This is a genomic window from Algoriphagus mannitolivorans DSM 15301 (assembly GCF_000429425.1).
GTDB lineage: Bacteria > Bacteroidota > Bacteroidia > Cytophagales > Cyclobacteriaceae > Algoriphagus > Algoriphagus mannitolivorans.
The window spans coordinates 249408-267049 of the sequence record NZ_AUBV01000001.1 but is presented as its reverse complement, the minus strand read 5'-3'; the positions used below and the strand labels follow the sequence as shown (position 1 = coordinate 267049).

Genomic DNA, 17642 nt, shown 5'->3' with positions numbered 1-17642 from the left:
AAGTAGGAAGTTTGCAGCTGGATAAATCAGTGATTAAAACTACGAATACAGGGTTTAATTGTTTCTGAGAAACCAAAGTCAAAAAGCCATGGGGTTCAAATTTGAAAAGCTTCTTATCTGGCAAAAATCAATGGATTTGGCTGAAGAAATCCATAAGCTAACCAAGAAATTCCCGAAGGAAGAGATTTATAATTTGACTAGCCAAATGAACCGAGCGGTGGATTCCATTGCACTGAATATAGCCGAAGGGTCAATTATTCAGACCAATCCAGAGCAACATAGATTCTTAGGATATTCTATAAGATCTATAGCAGAGGTGGTAACCTGTTTACATAAAGCCAAAAGAAGAGGATATATCACAGATGAAGAGTTTGATAAAAATTATAAAGACTTTCAAGATTTAATGAACATGACGGTTGGCTTTAAGAACAAGATCAGTTAGGCTTTCAACTAAAATCATTTATTACACCTTAATGCAACCTTACTTTCAATACCAACATCTGGAAATATGGAAGCTTACTTCTTTAGCTTTTATCAACAATTCTACAAGTAATTAAAAAAATAAATTAACTGATGGGTAAAATGGCTTCGGTCTTCGGTCTCCCGTCTTCAAACTCAAAACCATGGAAAACGTAATCAAAACTGTAAACCTCCGGAAGCTCTACACCACGGAGGAAGTAGAAACCACCGCTTTGGATGGCATCCAAATGGAAATCAAAAAAGGCGAATTTGTCGCCATCATGGGGCCTTCTGGTTGTGGCAAATCCACCTTGCTAAACATCATCGGGCTATTAGACAATCCGGATAGCGGAGAATATTATTTTTTGGATAAGGAGGTTGCCAAATTTTCCGAAAGACAAAGATCTGCCTTGAGAAAAGGGAACATCGGCTTTGTCTTCCAGAGCTTTAATTTGATCGATGAACTGACCGTTTTTGAAAATGTGGAGCTTCCCTTGCTTTATCTGAAGACTCCTGTGGATGAGCGCAAGAAAAGGGTAGAAGAAGTATTGACCCGAATGAATATCATGCACCGGAGAAATCACTTTCCTCAGCAACTTTCCGGAGGTCAGCAGCAGCGTGTGGCCATTGCAAGAGCAATTGTGGCCAAGCCTTCTGTGATCCTTGCCGATGAACCTACCGGTAACTTGGATTCCAAAAATGGTGAAGAAGTGATGCGCCTATTAGAGGAGTTGAATAACGAAGGAACTACCATTGTGATGGTAACTCACTCTCCTCATGATGCTAATTACGCACATAGAGTGATCAACTTATTTGATGGAAAAGTAGTGACCGAAAATATCCGGGAGCAGTTTCATGTGTAGATAAGTTTGGAAGACCGAAGACGGGAGATGGAAGAGATTCTCCTGACTTAGGTTTATCCAATTAATTTCCAATTCGGCCTAATTCATGAACTACTTCGGTCTTCGGTCTCCCGTCTTCTAACTTTAATTTTCTTCCATGCTATCCAACTATCTAAAAATTGCTTTTCGGGGCTTTGCAAAGCATAAGCTGACCTTTTTTATCAACTTATTTGGTTTGGCTTTAGGCCTCTGGGCGGCAATATTGATTGGCCTGTGGATCAAAAGTGAGTTTGAGGTTGGGAAAGGTTTGGCGGAATCAGAGCAAGTTTATCGCATCATGGAGCATCAGTCTTATGGTTCCGATATTTTCACGACTACCTCAACCCCCGGAATTCTGGCAGAAGCCATGAAGGAGAATCTTTCGGAGGTGGATAAAGCAGCCACCTATTCTTGGAATGAGGAGCATCTTTTTGTCAACGGTGAAAAGCGAATCAAACTTACCGGCTTTTTTGCTGGAGCTGACTACCTCCATATCATGCAGTATCCTTTTTTGTATGGAAATAAGGAGCTGGCACTGACCGATAAGTCCCACATTGTCTTGACGGAAGAAGCCGCAGAGAAGGTTTTTGGCACAACCGATGTCATCGGAGAGTCCGTTCAGCTGGTCAGCAATGAAGGGGAAGAACTCTTTATTGTACAGGGAGTTTTGAAAAGTTTGGGCAATAAGGTGAATTCAAAATTTGAGTTTATCCTTCCTTATCAGGTGATGTTTGATAAGCCTTACAATCAATGGCTGAAACAATGGGGAAACAATGGGCCCAGTACCATTGTGAAATTGCAGGAAAGAACGGATGGAGATAAGTTTTCTGAGTCTATAGAGGATTTTATTGCCCAGCGAAATGAAAACAGCAATGTGAAGCTTTTTGCCTATCCACAATCAGAAATATACCTCCATGGTTCATGGAAAGACGGGAAACCTCAAGAAGGGCGAATCAAAACCGTAAAGCTTTTTGCAATGATTGGAATATTCATTTTGTTGATCGCCTGTATCAACTTCATGAATCTATCCACTGCCAAATCGCAAAAACGTGCGAAGGAAGTGGGCGTTCGAAAAGTCTCAGGAGCCGACAAATCTTCACTCATTTACCAATTTCTCAGTGAATCGGTGTTGATTACTCTATTTTCTGGAATTTTTGCCTTGCTTTTGGTCCAACTGACCCTTCCTGTTTTCAATACTTTAACAGGGAAATCCATGGATTTGCCCCTTGGGGAGGGCTTGTTTTGGGCCCAATTTGGAATCATCATCCTGTTTACTGGATTGGTTTCAGGGAGTTATCCTGCATTTTATCTTTCTGCAACCAAAGTTGTATCAGTTTTCAAAAATCACCTGCAAGGCAGTAAGGGCGTGGTATGGGCTCGAAAAGGATTGGTGCTTTTCCAATTTATTTTGGCAACAGCTCTGATTGTTTCCACGGTGGTAGTATTTCAGCAGATCAATTATGCGCTTAAGCAGAATATCGGTTACGAAAAGGATCAATTGGTTTTGGTGCCTTTGGAAGGAGAGCTTTTTGAGAATTACGAGATTTTCAAAACCCAATTAGAAAACAATCCCAACATAGAATCGGTCACTCGGACTACCCACAATTTATTGGGAAGAAATTCCAATACCGGTGGGATAGAATGGGAAGGGAAAGACCCGGATTTCAATGCCCTTTTTGAGCGGATTTTGGTGGATTATGACTTTATGTCCACAATGGGTATGAAGCTGATCGATGGGGAGGACTTTTCTAGAGAAAAAGGAGCAGATTCCACTCTATCGGTCATTCTGAATCGAAAAGCTTTTGAGCTTATTACCCAAAATAATCCGGAAAACAGAATGGTAACCATCAATGGGGAGACGCGTCAAGTGTCTGGAGTAGTGGAAAATTTCCACTTTCAAAGCTTTCACCAAGTGATGGAGCCGGCCTTTATCATTTTGGATCCTAGTTTTGCCTCGAATGCCTTCATTCGGGTAAAAGCAGGAGAAATGCAAGAAACGTTAGCGTCCATTCAAAATGTCGCTGAGGAGCTAAACCCAGTTTTCCCCTTTACCTACCAGTTTGTAGATGAAAACTATGCAAGGATGTATCAAGATGATGTGCGCTTGAGGGATTTGGCCCAATACTTCAGTATGCTGACTATTTTGATTTCCTGCTTGGGTTTGTTGGGACTTTCAGCCCATGTTGCCGAGCAAAAAACCAAGGAAATAGGCATCCGAAAAGTCTTGGGAGCATCTACCATCCATATTTTGCAGGTGATCAACCGGGAATTTATTCTAGTGGTCATGGTTTCCATTTTGATCGGCTCGGCATTGGCTTATTGGTTTATGAAAGATTGGCTGGAAGGCTATGCCTACCGAATAAATTTTGAGTGGTGGTTTATCCCATTGGCAGGAGTCTTGATTTTAGGAATTGCTTTAATCACGGTTACCCTCCAATCTATGCGAGCCGTGAGAAGCAATCCGGTTCAAGCTATAAAAACAGAATAAGCTTTGTCCGAAAGTGACCAAAATGGACACTTTGTGACCTGATGAATTTTATGAAAATGCCTCTCAGATGCACTGGGGGGCATTTTTTATTATTGGACATCTCTTTGCAACCTTTTCTCTAGCAGCTGCATCTCAAGTATGTAAACTAAACCAACTCATTTTTCCTGTTTCATAAACACTTCAAAACCAGCCAACTATGTGGAAAAACTATTTCAAGATTGCCTATCGTAATCTCAAGCGAAACAAGATTTATTCAGCGATCAATATCATTGGTCTAAGCCTTGGAATGTCCGCCAGCATTCTGATTTGCCTTTTCATACTCGATGAACTGAGTTACGATGAGTTTATCCCGGAGGGTCATAGGATTTATCGGGCCAATGTTCTGGGTAAAATGAATGGGAATGAATTCACTTCCTCTACCTCTGCGACGCCTATGGGGCCTGCGATGGCTGAAGAAATTGCTCAGGTAGAAGAGGTGGTCAGGTTTGGATTGATGAGAACCTTTCCTCTGAAGCTCGAAGAAAAAGCGTTTACTGAACCAGTGGTTTTAGCAGCGGATCCGAATTTTTTCGAGTTTTTTGGATTTAAACTAATCAAGGGAAATCCGCAAACAGCCTTGCTGGGTCCGGATAAAATTGTGCTGTCACAATCGGTGGCAGAAAAATACTTTGGAGAAGAAGACCCTATCGGTCAAACCATTCTCAGTGGTTCTAATCAGACTCCTTTGGAGGTGACGGGGGTATCAGAAGATATGCCTGACAACTCTCATCTGGATTTTGATGCGGTAATTTCAGGAGAGAATATCTGGTTTTTTGAGCAGGAAAACTGGACCAGTAACAATATCTACACCTATTACAAACTGGTAGAAGGAGCAAATCCTGAGGATATTCAGAAGGCTTTAAATGGCTTTGTAGAAAAATACGTCGGAGAAGAAATCCAGATGTTTTTGGGAATTTCTCTTCAGGCTTTTCGAGAGCAGGGAAATGCTTACGGAATTCAAACCATTCCTCTTCGGGATATTTATCTGAAATCAGAGACCAATGACGAGATCAAGGCTTCTGGCAATGAGCAATACCTGGTTCTCTTTGGTGGTATTGCCGTGTTTATTCTTCTGATTGCCTGCATCAATTTCATGAATCTATCTACGGCCCGATCAGCAAATCGTGCCAAAGAAGTTGGCGTTAGAAAGTCTATCGGCGCACAAAAAAGCCGCCTTATCAGCCAATTTTTATCAGAATCCATCTTGAACAGTTTCTTGGCGGGCTTGCTAGCTTTGGCAATTATTGTGATTCTTCTGAAGCCATTCAATAACCTATCCGGTAAAGACCTTGGCTTTGGATTTCTGATTCAGCCTGAGTTTATCTTGGGCTTTTTGTTCTTTATGATTTTGGTAGGCTTGGTAGCAGGATCTTACCCAGCTTTTTACTTGACTTCATTTGGTCCGGCAGCGGTATTGAAAGGGAAAATCAGAGCTGGAATGAAGCGTTCCCAATTGCGAAGTAGCCTAGTGGTTTTTCAGTTTTTTATTTCTACTGCCTTGATCATCAGTAGTATGGTTGTCTATAAGCAGCTTGGATACATGCAGGAGAAAAACCTTGGTTTTGATAAGGAAAATGTGCTTTCGCTATTGCATGTGCGCGCCTTAGGCGAAAATCAAGGCGCTTTTAAGCAGGAGCTATTGAACCAAACTGGATTTTCCAATGCTAGTTTCTCCAATTCTCTTCCTCCCAGAGTGGACTGGAACTCCGTGATGCGTACCAAAGACAAGCAGCAGGATATTCTTTGCAATATCAATGTGGTTGATGAAAATCATCTGGAAACTCTGGGTTTAAGCCTTGCTCAAGGAAGGTTCTTTTCCAAAGATATTCCTTCCGACACGGGTGCCATTTTGGTCAATGAAACAGCCTTTGCCCAAATGGGCTGGACGGAATTGGATGGAACCCAAGAAATAGGAGGGTTTTGGAGTGAGGACGGTTCAGTGACTTATCGTAAAGTGATCGGCGTCCTGGAAGATTACAATTATGAGAGCTTAAGACAGCATGTGAGGCCACTGGTGATGATGTTGGGATCTAGAAGAGACTTCAATGAAATCGCGGTTCGCCTAAGTCCCGGACAGGTAGGTGATAAGTTGGATGCCTTGGAGACGATTTGGAAAATGCATGCCAATGGAGCCCCTTTTGAATATTCCTTTTTGGATTCGGACTTTAATCTCCTATTTCAAAAAGAGGAAAAAATGGGAAATATCATTCTCATTTTTACCGTGCTGGCTATCGGCATTGCCTGTTTAGGCTTGTTTGGACTGGCGGCCTACACCGCGGAGCAGCGATCCAAGGAGATTAGTATCCGCAAAGCCTTAGGAGCTTCTATGGTGAATTTAGTGACGCTCTTGAGCAAAGACTTTACCCTTTTGGTGGTATTGGCTTTTATGCTCGCAGGTCCTTTGAGCTATTTCTTTTTGGAAAAATACTGGCTTCAGAATTTTGCTTACCGAACAGAAATAGGATGGTGGCTAATCCTGATTGCAGGCTTGATCTCTATTGTAATTGCTTGGGTGACGATTAGTTTTCAAAGCTTTAAAACAGCAGCTTCCAATCCTGTGGATTATTTGAAAAGCGAGTAGTAATTCTAGATAAAAAAGAAAAGACCGAAAAATGAACGTCCGTGTACGGTCAAAACTGGTTCGCTTCGGACATCAAACAATTACAAAAATGCGCTGAGAAGCTTCCAGACATCTTTTCCCCTTGGCATAATTCCTGAAAATATGATTACCCATAAACCAACTGAAAACCCCAAAACTATGAACCTCCAAAAATTTCAAGCGGCTTTTCTCTTTACTTTTTTGGTAGGAGTGGCTGCATTTGCACAAAAAACAGAAACCCGTACTCCGGGACATTTTACTCAAATTGAAAACAACGGAAGCTGGGATGTCTATATCCAAAAAGGCTCCAAAGACGAAGTGAGACTTGAGTCTTCAAGTTTTGATCTTAGCAAGGTCATCACCGAAATAGAAGGTGAAAGATTGAAAATCAAGCTGGAAAGAGGCAACTGGAAGAATGTAGATCTCAAGGTATATGTGACTGTCAGAGAATTGGAATCCGTGGGAAATGGCGGTTCCGGAGATATGATATTAGAGTCAGATTTCGGAGCGGATAGTTTTTCCATTGGCCTTTCAGGCTCAGGAAGCATCACGACCAAAAGAATCAATGCGGGAAAGCTGAATGTAGGTATGAGTGGGTCCGGAAAAATTTATATCGCAGGGGGACAAGCCGATAAAGCCCATATCGGACAGTCAGGTTCAGGCGATTTGGAGGCTTTGGATTTTGTAGCTGATGCCGTGGATATCGGAAAATCCGGTTCTGGTAATACCGCTATCAGCGTCAAAGATGCCCTAATCGTGGGTTCCTCAGGTTCAGGAAATATCTACTACAGAGGAAATCCTGAGAAAAAAAGTATCGGAATTTCCGGTTCTACCAAAGTGATCCAAAAATAAGCCCAAATCCAGCTCTATGATCGACTAAATGCCGATAAAGTACCTCTTGTCGGCATTTTTTATTGACACCATTCATTAAAAATCTTCAAGGAAAAATGTTCAAAAACTACTTTAAAATCGTCTTCCGAAATGCCAAGAAACACCCGATGTATGTTCTGATCAATCTGGTTGGGCTGGCAATCGGGATGGCAGTCAGTATTATCATTTTATTGTATGTCCAATTTGAACTCAGCTACGATAATTATCATCCAGATGGGGACAGGATATATAGAGTCTCAAGAGCATGGTTTAATCCAGATGGTGAGGTCAGCCTTCATTTGGGACATACGGCTCCTCCTTTTGGGCCATTGATTCAGTCTGATTTTCCAGAAGATGTAGAGGTCTCAGCACGGCTTTTCAATTTTGACCCTTTGATCAAATCTGGTGGAAACGCCTTTGAGGAGGACCGCTTTTTCTTTGCTGATCAGGAGACTTTTGATGTTTTTGGATGGAAAGTTTTAGAGGGAGAGGGTAAAAGTGCTTTAAACCAAGCAGATGGATTGGTTCTTTCGGAAAGCACTGCAAAAAAATACTTCGGAAATTCTCCAGCTGTGGGAAATGAGCTATTGGTCTTGCTGAATGGACAGGAAATGACTTTTCAGGTGAGAGGTGTAATTGAGGATATGCCTGAAAATTCTCACTTTCAGGTCGATTTTTTAGCTTCCATGGTACCGGTAGTTCAGTTTTACGGAGGCCTGGAAGCCTTCATGTCCAACTATGGATCCAATAATTTTTCAACGTATATCAAGCTCCGGGAAGGCTTGGATTACAAGGAATTTGAAGCCAAGCTGCCGGCTTTGATTGACCGGCATATGGGAGAGAATCAGGCCGGAATTCCGATGTCCAAAGGTACCCAGCTGATTTTGTGGCCCATAAAGGATATTCACCTTTATTCCAATTTGGATTCTGAAATAGAGCCCAACGGAAATATTGATTACGTGTACATTTATCTGGCCGTAGCCTTTTTCATCTTGTTGATTGCTTGTATCAACTTCATGAACCTTTCCACGGCAAGATCTTCCCTTCGCTCCATGGAGGTGGGGCTTAGAAAAGTCATGGGAGCAGATCGAAGTTTATTGATCCGCCAGTTTTTGGGAGAATCTTTTGTAATGACCATTCTTTCCATGATTTTGGCTTTGGTATTGGTGGTGTTTTTTCTCCCCATTTTCGCAGACTTTGCCGAGAGACCTTTGAGCTTAAGCCTTTTCCAAAAGCCCGAACTTCTATTGGGGATTTTCGGAATTATGATTTTTGTAGGCTTGATTTCGGGTAGTTATCCAGCATTATTCTTATCTGGTTTTACTCCTGCGAAAGTTCTCAAAGGAGCTTTTAAGGCTGGGAAAGCCCATGAGAGTTTTCGCTCATTTTTGGTCGTAGGGCAGTTTGCAATCTCAGTAGTCCTGATCGTGGCTGTATTGGTCGTGATTGGTCAATTGAACTTTATGGTCAATAAGGACCTGGGATTTGAAAAAGAAGATATGGTGGTATTGCCTTCCAATGAAGCGATGCGGGAAAACTACCTTATGATAAAAGACCGTCTCGAAAATCACCCTGGAATCGAGTCGGTAAGTATTTCAAGCAGGGTGCCATCTGGTAGGCTTTTGGACTCCCAAGGAGCCACTGCTGAGGTCAATGGTGAAATGTCCCAACTGAATATTCGGATCGCAGATATTCATGTCGCTCATAACTTCTTGGATACCTATGGTATTCCGATCGTGGCCGGTCGAACTTTCAACTTTAATCTTGCAAGCGACTCCACAGAGGCTTTTCTATTAAATGAAACCGCCATCCGGGAAATCGGCTGGGCTAATCCTGAGGAGGCCATTGGAAAGCAATTTCACTATGGAGGGAGAAGGGGGTTTGTCACCGGAGTCATGAAGGACTTCCACTTTGAAAGCCTTCATCAGCCCATTGTACCAATCGTATTTTTGGTGGCCCATGACCGAAAAAACCAAATCAGTCTGAAAATCAAATCAGATCAACGGGAGCAAGTATTGTCTTATTTACAGGAGGAATGGGCACAGATGAGACCTGATTTTCCATTTGAACCCAACTTTGTGGATGAAGGCTTCAATCGCCAATACGAATCGGAAAATAGGGTGAAAACTATTTTCACCTTCTTTTCCGCCTTGGCTGTGTTGATTTCCATTTTGGGACTATTGGGTTTAGTCACATTTGCAACAGAGCAGCGAACCCGGGAAATAGGGATCCGAAAAGTGATGGGCGCTGAGACCGGTAATATTTTAATGCTTTTGGGAAAAGACTTTCTCAAACTGGTAGGCATAGGATTTTTAATCGCGATTCCGATATCATGGTATGGGATGAGTGCTTGGCTTCAAGATTTCGCCTATAAAATCGGGGTGCATTGGACCGTCTTTCTTTGGGCAGGATTGATTGCAGGTGCCATTGCAGCCGCTACTGTGATCTCGCAAACTCTCCGAGCTGCTTGGGCCAATCCGGTGAAGAGTATTAAGAATGAATAGATTGCAGGGTGTAGGCTGTAAAAAAGTAGTCTGCCTGTAATTTTGTAAATACTAAATACTAAATAGTTATTTGTTAAATAGTAATTCTGCTCAACCCGATGGAGTTGTAAGACGGCATAAATCGCTTCGTTGAGCCCGTAAATCGTCACTCGTAAATAGAAAGGGTTTCATATCACGATAGAGCTGGAAAAAGGCTTGGATCTCCTCGTTTTGGTTGTAAATCGTAAATCGTAATTCAAAACTCAAAACTCCGACCCTACATCAAAAACCCATTTTCCACAGGGTAGGGCTTAGGAATTTCTTTTTCTCCCAGCATTTCTAAAAGATCAATTTCGATGACCCTTGAAATAGAAGATATCGGCACGTCATTGTAAGCCGCTTCGAAGGGATTTTCGGAATAATCCCCGATCCGGTCCACCAAGAAGAAAATCCAAATGATAATTCCCGAAAAAGGAATGGTCAGATAATAGTGGAGTTCTGTGTTTTGCTCAAAAATGTCAAGCATACCAAACGGAATCAAAGCACAGAAAATGTAATTGATAAAAAGCCCAGTAGAGGCGTATTGTCGAGGTAAGGGGAAGTTTTTGATCCGTTCACTCATGCCTTGGTCATCGTAGAGTTTAGCGATCAATTCCTGGAACCAAACACGTTTGTATTCTCCTAGGCCACCAGCTTCTTGTAAGGATTTAAAATCCATACTTTGGGTTTTAAGAAGTTGGCTGGGATAATTCGAGAATTTTTTCAATTCTTCTAATTCTGAATGGTCTAGGTACTTCTCAATTTCAGGAAGCACTCCTTTTATACACTCTTCCCGGAAATGCGGGGTGAATACTAATTTTTCAACTGGACCATTGTGCTCCCAGGATTTCCCCTTTCTCATGGCATGCTTCAAGGCCAAAACCCAGGCTAGATGCCTCCTTATGAGTTTGCGCTTGGTTTCGTAATCCACCGCTTCATTCGGAAGGGATAATACCCCTGTGGCAAAAGTTCGGCTGTTATTGACGATCGAACCCCAGATTTTTCGAGCTTCCCAAGTTCTATCGTAGGAGCTGTTGTTTTTAAATCCCAGGTAAAATGAAACTGCAATACCGATTACAGAAATAGGTTGCCAAGGAAGAGAAAAAGGGATCTTGGTGATTTCATAGATAATGATGATTACTGCCGAGTATAAAAAAGCATTTCTAAGCTGGATTTTAGACCACCTGACAGTACTCCAGATATGATAGTGCCTGTTAACGTACATGATAATTCTGTTTTAAAGCACTTTTAATATAATCCAAATGACTGGAAGTCCTAGCATATCACCTTGTGTAAGCTGAAAATCACAAGGTATTTAAAGGCTAATCCAGGCATTTTGTGGAAAATGACTGCTTCATACTTTTTTCTAAAGAGAAGGTTAAAATTGATTTTGAAAGATTTGCCCGAGGGCGGACAAATTTGTTCGCGAATTTAATATTGATATGTCAGTCAAACCCTGATTTTGAGCGATTTGAAGCCTTTTTGACATGGCACAATACTGGGTGATTTTGAAAGTAGATTCCTAGAATTCCCTTAACCAATTCTCATTTTCCTTATGTGGATCAACTATTTAAAAGTCGGCTTTCGCAATTTGCTCAAGCATAAGTCCTATACCCTGATTAACCTGATAGGTTTGACGGTGGGAGTGGCGGTCACAATTTTGCTCTTTTTTTATGTGCAGTTTCATCTCAGTTTTGACTCTTTTCATCAAGAACCCGCGTCACTTTACAGAGTGTTGAGGGTTCAAAATGGAGATCAGGGGGAGTTTAAATTCCCGTCTTTGCCTTTGGTTCTCAGCTCTGTGATAGATCAAAATATGGCCGATCGGGTAGATTACACCCCATTTGTCACCAATAACTACCTTGTCAAAAGAGAAGGCAGTGATGGATTTAATCAGCCAATCGCCTTGGTGAGCTCTGATTTTTTTGAAATGTTTGGATTTAAAATGCTCAGTGGGGTTTTCCCTGCTTCAGCTGAACAAAAAGGTGGAGTTGTCCTTTCTGAAGCTATTGCCTCCAAGTTTTTTGGAGATGAAAATCCAATCGGTCAGGAACTTCAAATCCGACTGACAGATGAGCTATTGAGCTATGAGGTCATTGGTATTATTGAAAATCCTCCGGCAAACTCCAGCCTGGGCTATGAAATCCTCATGCATGATGCGAATTTGGAAATCCTATTCCCGGAACGGATGAGAACCCATTGGTATATGTCCTTTGGAGATGGATATGCCAAGCTCAAAAGTGAGATGAAGCTTGAGGATTTTGAAAAAGAAACCAAAGATTATGTCCGAAGGAATTTTCAAAATGCCCAAGAGGCCGAAAATTATGGGTTTTCGCTTCAGCCTTTGGAGGATGTTCACCTTAACACTGAGATTCCAGCAGGGATTGCCAGTGTGGTCAATCCCAAGATCCTGTGGATTTTGGCTGGAATTGCCCTCCTGATCATCTTGATTGCCTGCATCAATTTTACCACGATGGCGATAGGTACTTCTGCTGGGCGAGCCAGGGAAGTAGGAGTGAGAAAAACCATGGGTGCAGGGGCTGGACAGTTGTTTGGTCAATTTATGGCCGAATCCATCATTTTGACGGCAGGTTCCCTTGGGCTTGGGTTGCTCCTTGCTGAGTTGCTTCTGCCCATGTTCAATTCCCTAATGCAGACTAATCTGAGCATTAGTTTCAGTTTAGAGCAAGTTGTAATATTCTTTGGGCTTGGAATTTTTATTGCCGGATTGGCAGGTGCGTACCCGGCTTTGTTTTTATCATCCTTTCAGCCAGCTCAAGTTCTCAAATCAGCTCTTTCTTTGAAATTCGGGAAGCAAGGACTTCGAATGAGCATGTTGGCCTTACAGTTTTTTATATCCATGCTTTTGATCACCTGTACCTTGGTGATGGTTAGACAAATGAGAACAGTGGAGAAATATGATTTGGGTGCTGCCAAAGAGGATATCATTCAAGTGTTGGTGCCACCTCCCGCTGCCAATGGATTGCAAGATCAGATTACCAAGAGTTTCGATTATGGAAAAGCCTTTAAAAATGAATTGAGAAAGCTCCCGGAGGTAAACGGTGTTACCATGGCTACGGCCATGTATGGTAATAGCACTTGGTTTTCAGTGGGCTATCGCCCACCCGGAGAAGAAGAAGGAGTCAACTTTAGGATGAATGTCGTGGATGAGGATTTTGTGGATTTTTTCGAATTGAACTTGGTCGAAGGCAGGAATTTTTCCGCGGCAAATCCCTCGGATGCCACCAATGCATTTTTAATGAATGAAAAAATGAAAGCCCATCTTGGCTGGGAGGAGGCTTTCGGAAAAAGTCTGGAAAGTGACAGGCCATTTGGGGAAAACAGATCTATCGGGGTACTAAAGGATTTTCATTTTGAAAGTCTGTTTAGACCGATTGAGCCGGCGGTGATGGTGATGAACCCGGAGCATTTTTTTCCTGGTCTCGGGACTTTGATGATGGAAGAACAGATGATCACTAAAGTGTATATCAAGGTTCTGGCAGCCGATAAACAGGCTTTTCTGGAGAAGATAAAAGGGGTTTGGAAAAATCTTTACGGTTCCGATCCCTTCGATTACAGCTTTGTGGAAGATCAGATTGCCCGGGACTATGTCCAGGCTAATAGCCTCCGAAGCTTGGTTACCCTGGCAGCAATAGTTGCTATTATTATAGCCGGGATGGGACTTTTTGCCATGGCCTCTCTGGCAATTTCCAGCAGACTGAAAGAAATAGGAATTCGAAGAGTGATGGGGGCTACTACCGGTGAAATCTCTCTTCAATTCAATAGGCAATTTCTCAAAATCACTTTGATTGGAGTATTAACCTCCATTCCGGTGAGCTATTATCTAATGAACCTTTGGCTTCAGGATTTTGCAGTCAAGACTCCTCTTGGCCTTGGAATATTCCTTTTAGCCATGGGATTTGGGCTTTGTTTTTCGATTGCCATTGTGAGTATGGAGACGATCAAGGCTGCCTGGGTCAATCCGACCAAGCTGTTGAAAAGCGAGTAGGTTCATTCTATGGAGATGTATTTCTGAGGATTTTTGATTGAAAAAAGAGTGTTTGATTAGCAGGGGATCTAAAATAAGAAGGCTGAACCTTCCCTCTATCCTCCGAAATTAGAATGGAGGGGTAAAGATTAGGTTCAGCCTTTAAATTGAAGGATTAGCATTTTTTATTTTCTATCAAATCCCAGCTTGTCTAATCCAGCTTGGATTTCTGGAGCGCCCATGAAGAGGTTCCAGCCCATTCCGCTTCGGTGATTTTCCATCATGCCTACGATCGGGCCTTGGTCAATGGCCAAGTACCTTTTAGGGTAATAATTTGCCTCTGGACTCATGGCGTCATAAAAACCATACCTACCAAATACCTTTTCTCCATAATTGTAATAGAGGTTTTTAAGCACTTTCATGCTTTCTTCCGGAGTATAAGGCATAGAAGATAAGGCTGCAGTAGGGGAGATTACTCCAAGATCCTCTCCCGGTCGATGAGCTGAATAACCATTAATAGAATAGCTAGCAGTCAAACCCCAAAGATCCTCTCCGTACCCTTTGTGGCCTTCTTTGTTTTCGACGCACCAAGCGCGATTAATTAGGGTGTGGTTGCGGTTTTCTTCCCAATAATCCGCATAGCGATCTTTTAGCCCTTTGGGATTTAGACCTAAGTAAGAATAATGGGCCCAGAAAAGTGGTCCGCCCATAGCTTCAGATCCATTGTGCTTGAGCTTTAGTGAATATCCAAAAGCTTCCACATCGGTATTGATTCCGCCACTTCTTGCCCATCCTTTGTGATAAGCCTCCGGAGAAATAGTATGGGTAGGAGAGGCCGCAGCCAAAATGTATGTAATCAAACACTCGTTATATCCCTCCAAAGCAAAGTTCATCTTCCATTCTTTGTCCGGGGACCAGTGCCAGTAGAGGGCGTCTTTTCCTTGCGTATACCAATTCCATTCCATCTCTTTCCAAAGCTGATCGATTTTCGTAGCGATCATTTTTTCTTGCTCACTTCCATTTTTATAATATTCCCGTACAGCTAGTAAACCTTGCATCAAAAAGGCAGATTCTACCAAGTCCCCTCCATTGTCGTTAGGGCTGAAAGGTTTTACTTTTCCGGTGTCTCCTTCCAGCCAATGAGGCCATACGCCATGGAATCTATCAGCTTTTTCTAGGAAATTGACCATTTTTTCAAAGTGGTCTGCTCCTTCTTGGCGGGTAATCCATCCTCTTTCTATTCCAGCCAATAGCCCAAAAATTCCAAAGCCTGTGCCTCCAGTGGTTACGACCCGCTGATCATTTTGAGGATAATCTCCATCAATATGAATCCGTTCCGGTGCCATTCCCGAATTAGGTTCGGAACCCTGATAGAAGTACCGGAATGTGTAAAATTGAACCATGTCTAAAAGCTCTTCATCGCTGAAGTCTCTAGTCGTAGTCTGAACAGTTCCCAATTCTTCAGTACTTCCTTCTGTATTAATTCCAACTACTTTATATTCCAGCGTGAGGTTTTTACCTAGGTCATTGACAAAATCAAGGTAGACAGTGTCAGTTACAGTGGCTCTTTTTGCGAAGTTGTTGTTTCCAGTGTTGACCCAGATTTCGTACGAATTAACTCCCTCCAGCTTAGGCCATTGGAGTTCTACATGTCTATCATAGCCAAAAGCCAGAATCGAGATTGATTCCTGGTTGCCCGATGGTGAGCAAGCCCATAAGATGCTGAGCAGCAAGAGAAAACTAGGGTAAAGTAAATTTTTTCGAATTCCATTCATGATTGGAAGGGATTAAGGTGGGGTATTAACTAAAGATTGATACTATTTATAGGAAAAGCCTAGTTTCTCCAGGCCATTCAGGATGGTGTGGTTTTTCATAAATAGGTTCCAAAGAAGACCACTACGGTGGTTTTCTAACATCACAATGATAGGCCCTTGATCAATGGCAAGATAAGACTTGGCATACCAGCTTTCGGTGATATTGAAAGCATCGTAAAATCCGTATTCTCCCCAAGTTCGGTCACCTAAGGCATAATAGAAGAATTGGAGAGCCTTCATCGATTCCTCTGGAGTATAAGGGAAGGAAGAAAGTGCTGCTGTTGGGGTAATTACACCAAGATCATCCGTGGGGGAGTGTGCGTTGTAGCCAATGTGATTGTCACTGGCGGTAAACCCCCAATTTTCGGCTGAATACCCCACGAAGCTTTTGGGGTTGGCAATCGCATGCGCTTGGTTGATTTGAGAATGTTTGACGTTTTGCTCCCAATAGTTTGCGTATTGGTCTTGGAGCTTTCGGGGATCAAGCCCCAGAAAGGAATAGTGGGAAAAAAACAGAGGCCCTCCGAAATCTATTCCCAGAGGAAGTGTTTTTCCGTAAAAGCTTTTTCCGTTTTTGATGGCTCCATTTATTGCCCAACCTTGTTCATAGGTGGATTTCGAGGTCTGATGGGTGGGGGAGCTGGTAGCCAGTACATACACAATCAGGGATTCATTGTATCCGCGAATAGGCAAATTCATCTCCCAACCAAAGTTAGGAGACCAATGCCAATAAAGAACTCCACTGTTGTTTTTGGTGTACCAGTCCCATTCTACTTCTTCCCAAAGGATGGTTATTTGATCAATTAGGCTTTTTTCAGTAGGAACTTGAGGATCCAAATAGGCCTGAACTGTTAAAAGTCCTTGAATCAAAAAGGCTGTTTCTACCAAATCTCCTCCATTGTCTTTGGCGCTGAAGGGAATGGTTTTCCCAGTTTCTCCATTAAGCCAATGCGGCCAAACGCCGTGGAATCGATCTGCATTCTTCAAGAAAGAAATAATTTTAGACCATCGCTCTAACGCTTGCGCACGGGAGATGAATCCCCTCTCCACCCCGACAATCATGGCCATCAAGCCAAATCCACTGCCGCCGGTGGTGACGGTGTTTAAAGAGGTGTTCCGCTCTCTAGCCATGCCACTAATCGGATGGCCAAAGTCCCAAAAATAGCGGAAGGTATGCTCTTGGACTTTTGTCAAAAGGGCTTCTTCTGAAATGAGTGGGAATTTAGGGTTTGGGGCAGCCGAGGTATAAAATTCCCGATTCCAGTCTGAAAAAGTTTCCCCATTGGCTCCAGTCAAGGCTTGAGTCAAAGTAATTCGATATTTGGAAAGATCCTTAAGCGGAGAAGATGAGCGGATTTTTAGTGTTCTAGGATCTTCTCCAAGCTCAAAAGTCAATGCTGATGTTTCTGCTCCTGTGAGCTGAATTGAAGATTGAATGTTGTTGGGGTTTAAGGGAAAATTGAATCGAAATTGTGCTTCAAAATTCAAATTGACGTTTTGTATTCTTCCATTGGGAAGGGTTTCTCCTCCCGAAAAAGTCACTGATTCAACGGAAAGGGCTCCTTTTTGGGTGGAAAAAGAAAGAGTCTTACCCAAGAAACTAGTTTTATTAGCGGATTTCAAAGAGTTTAGAATTTCCAATTGATGGGTTTGCCCACTTTGGAGTCCACCAATGGCCTGAACTGCGATAGTCTGTGCAGAGGCCAAATTGAGATTAATTGGAAGAGTATTGCCTCCTGCGGTAAGTTTTATGGAGTTTGAGAGACTTGCAGGATCGATGTTTTCTGAAAATCGAAGGCTGATAATTCTGTCAAGAGGTACTTGGTCAAGGTTGGTTCCATCCAGGGGAACTTCCAGACTTCCTATCGTTGCTTCCAATAGCAAAAAGGCAGGTTTTTCCTCTTCCTCACAGGCAGTCAGGAAGAGAAGAATCCCCAAGAAAAATAGTGTTGACTTCATTATATAAATAGTCAAAAGCCGAA

General features: G+C 42.5%; 10 protein-coding genes. 7 read left to right on the top strand and 3 right to left on the bottom strand.

Annotation, left to right across the window (positions count from 1 at the left end; translation table 11 throughout):
* Nucleotides 1-88: 88 nt before the first annotated feature.
* The 6 genes from G458_RS0101155 to G458_RS0101130 all read left to right on the top strand — a co-directional run bounded on the left by G458_RS0101155 (nucleotide 89) and on the right by G458_RS0101130 (nucleotide 9840).
* The gene (locus tag G458_RS0101155) at nucleotides 89-442 is read left to right on the top strand and encodes a four helix bundle protein (RefSeq protein WP_026950270.1); all 354 of its coding nucleotides are present in this window, start codon (nucleotides 89-91) and stop codon (nucleotides 440-442) included.
* A 181-nt stretch (nucleotides 443-623) separates the two neighbouring features.
* Entirely contained in the window at nucleotides 624-1322 is a 699-nt protein-coding gene (locus tag G458_RS0101150; RefSeq protein WP_026950269.1) for an ABC transporter ATP-binding protein, read from the top strand.
* 136 nt (nucleotides 1323-1458) lie between these two features.
* Nucleotides 1459-3828: an ABC transporter permease gene (locus G458_RS0101145; protein WP_026950268.1), complete on the top strand. Its 2370-nt coding sequence runs from the start codon at nucleotides 1459-1461 to the stop codon at nucleotides 3826-3828.
* A gap of 196 nt (nucleotides 3829-4024) precedes the next feature.
* A complete protein-coding gene (locus G458_RS0101140) occupies nucleotides 4025-6448 on the top strand; it encodes an ABC transporter permease (protein WP_026950267.1) in 2424 nt (807 codons plus the stop codon).
* A 177-nt stretch (nucleotides 6449-6625) separates the two neighbouring features.
* A complete protein-coding gene (locus tag G458_RS21265) occupies nucleotides 6626-7318 on the top strand; it encodes a head GIN domain-containing protein (protein WP_169719243.1) in 693 nt (230 codons plus the stop codon).
* A gap of 95 nt (nucleotides 7319-7413) precedes the next feature.
* On the top strand, nucleotides 7414-9840 hold the full coding sequence (locus G458_RS0101130) for an ABC transporter permease (protein WP_026950266.1): 2427 nt from the start codon (nucleotides 7414-7416) through the stop codon (nucleotides 9838-9840).
* 256 nt (nucleotides 9841-10096) lie between these two features.
* On the opposite strand, the gene G458_RS0101125 is transcribed toward G458_RS0101130, so the two are convergent.
* Nucleotides 10097-11083: a bestrophin family protein gene (locus G458_RS0101125; RefSeq protein ID WP_026950265.1), complete on the bottom strand. Its 987-nt coding sequence runs from the start codon at nucleotides 11081-11083 to the stop codon at nucleotides 10097-10099.
* Between the two features lie 330 nt (nucleotides 11084-11413).
* On the opposite strand from G458_RS0101125, the gene G458_RS0101120 reads away from it, so the two are divergent.
* Complete coding sequence (locus G458_RS0101120; protein WP_026950264.1) at nucleotides 11414-13867, top strand: ABC transporter permease; 2454 nt, start codon at nucleotides 11414-11416, stop codon at nucleotides 13865-13867.
* 164 nt (nucleotides 13868-14031) lie between these two features.
* On the opposite strand, the gene G458_RS0101115 is transcribed toward G458_RS0101120, so the two are convergent.
* Together G458_RS0101115 and G458_RS0101110 are read right to left on the bottom strand one after the other, a co-directional pair.
* Nucleotides 14032-15621: a glucoamylase family protein gene (locus G458_RS0101115; protein WP_026950263.1), complete on the bottom strand. Its 1590-nt coding sequence runs from the start codon at nucleotides 15619-15621 to the stop codon at nucleotides 14032-14034.
* 42 nt (nucleotides 15622-15663) lie between these two features.
* On the bottom strand, nucleotides 15664-17619 hold the full coding sequence (locus G458_RS0101110; RefSeq protein ID WP_026950262.1) for a glucoamylase family protein: 1956 nt from the start codon (nucleotides 17617-17619) through the stop codon (nucleotides 15664-15666).
* Nucleotides 17620-17642: the final 23 nt, after the last annotated feature.

Coding starts and splice junctions, on each gene's coding strand:
- G458_RS0101140 (WP_026950267.1), top strand. CDS start 4,025: ATGTGGAAAAACTATTTCAAGATTGCCTATCGTAATCTCAAGCGAAAC.
- G458_RS0101150 (WP_026950269.1), top strand. CDS start 624: ATGGAAAACGTAATCAAAACTGTAAACCTCCGGAAGCTCTACACCACG.
- G458_RS21265 (WP_169719243.1), top strand. CDS start 6,626: ATGAACCTCCAAAAATTTCAAGCGGCTTTTCTCTTTACTTTTTTGGTA.
- G458_RS0101115 (WP_026950263.1), bottom strand. CDS start 15,621: ATGAATGGAATTCGAAAAAATTTACTTTACCCTAGTTTTCTCTTGCTG.
- G458_RS0101130 (WP_026950266.1), top strand. CDS start 7,414: ATGTTCAAAAACTACTTTAAAATCGTCTTCCGAAATGCCAAGAAACAC.
- G458_RS0101120 (WP_026950264.1), top strand. CDS start 11,414: ATGTGGATCAACTATTTAAAAGTCGGCTTTCGCAATTTGCTCAAGCAT.
- G458_RS0101145 (WP_026950268.1), top strand. CDS start 1,459: ATGCTATCCAACTATCTAAAAATTGCTTTTCGGGGCTTTGCAAAGCAT.
- G458_RS0101125 (WP_026950265.1), bottom strand. CDS start 11,083: ATGTACGTTAACAGGCACTATCATATCTGGAGTACTGTCAGGTGGTCT.
- G458_RS0101110 (WP_026950262.1), bottom strand. CDS start 17,619: ATGAAGTCAACACTATTTTTCTTGGGGATTCTTCTCTTCCTGACTGCC.
- G458_RS0101155 (WP_026950270.1), top strand. CDS start 89: ATGGGGTTCAAATTTGAAAAGCTTCTTATCTGGCAAAAATCAATGGAT.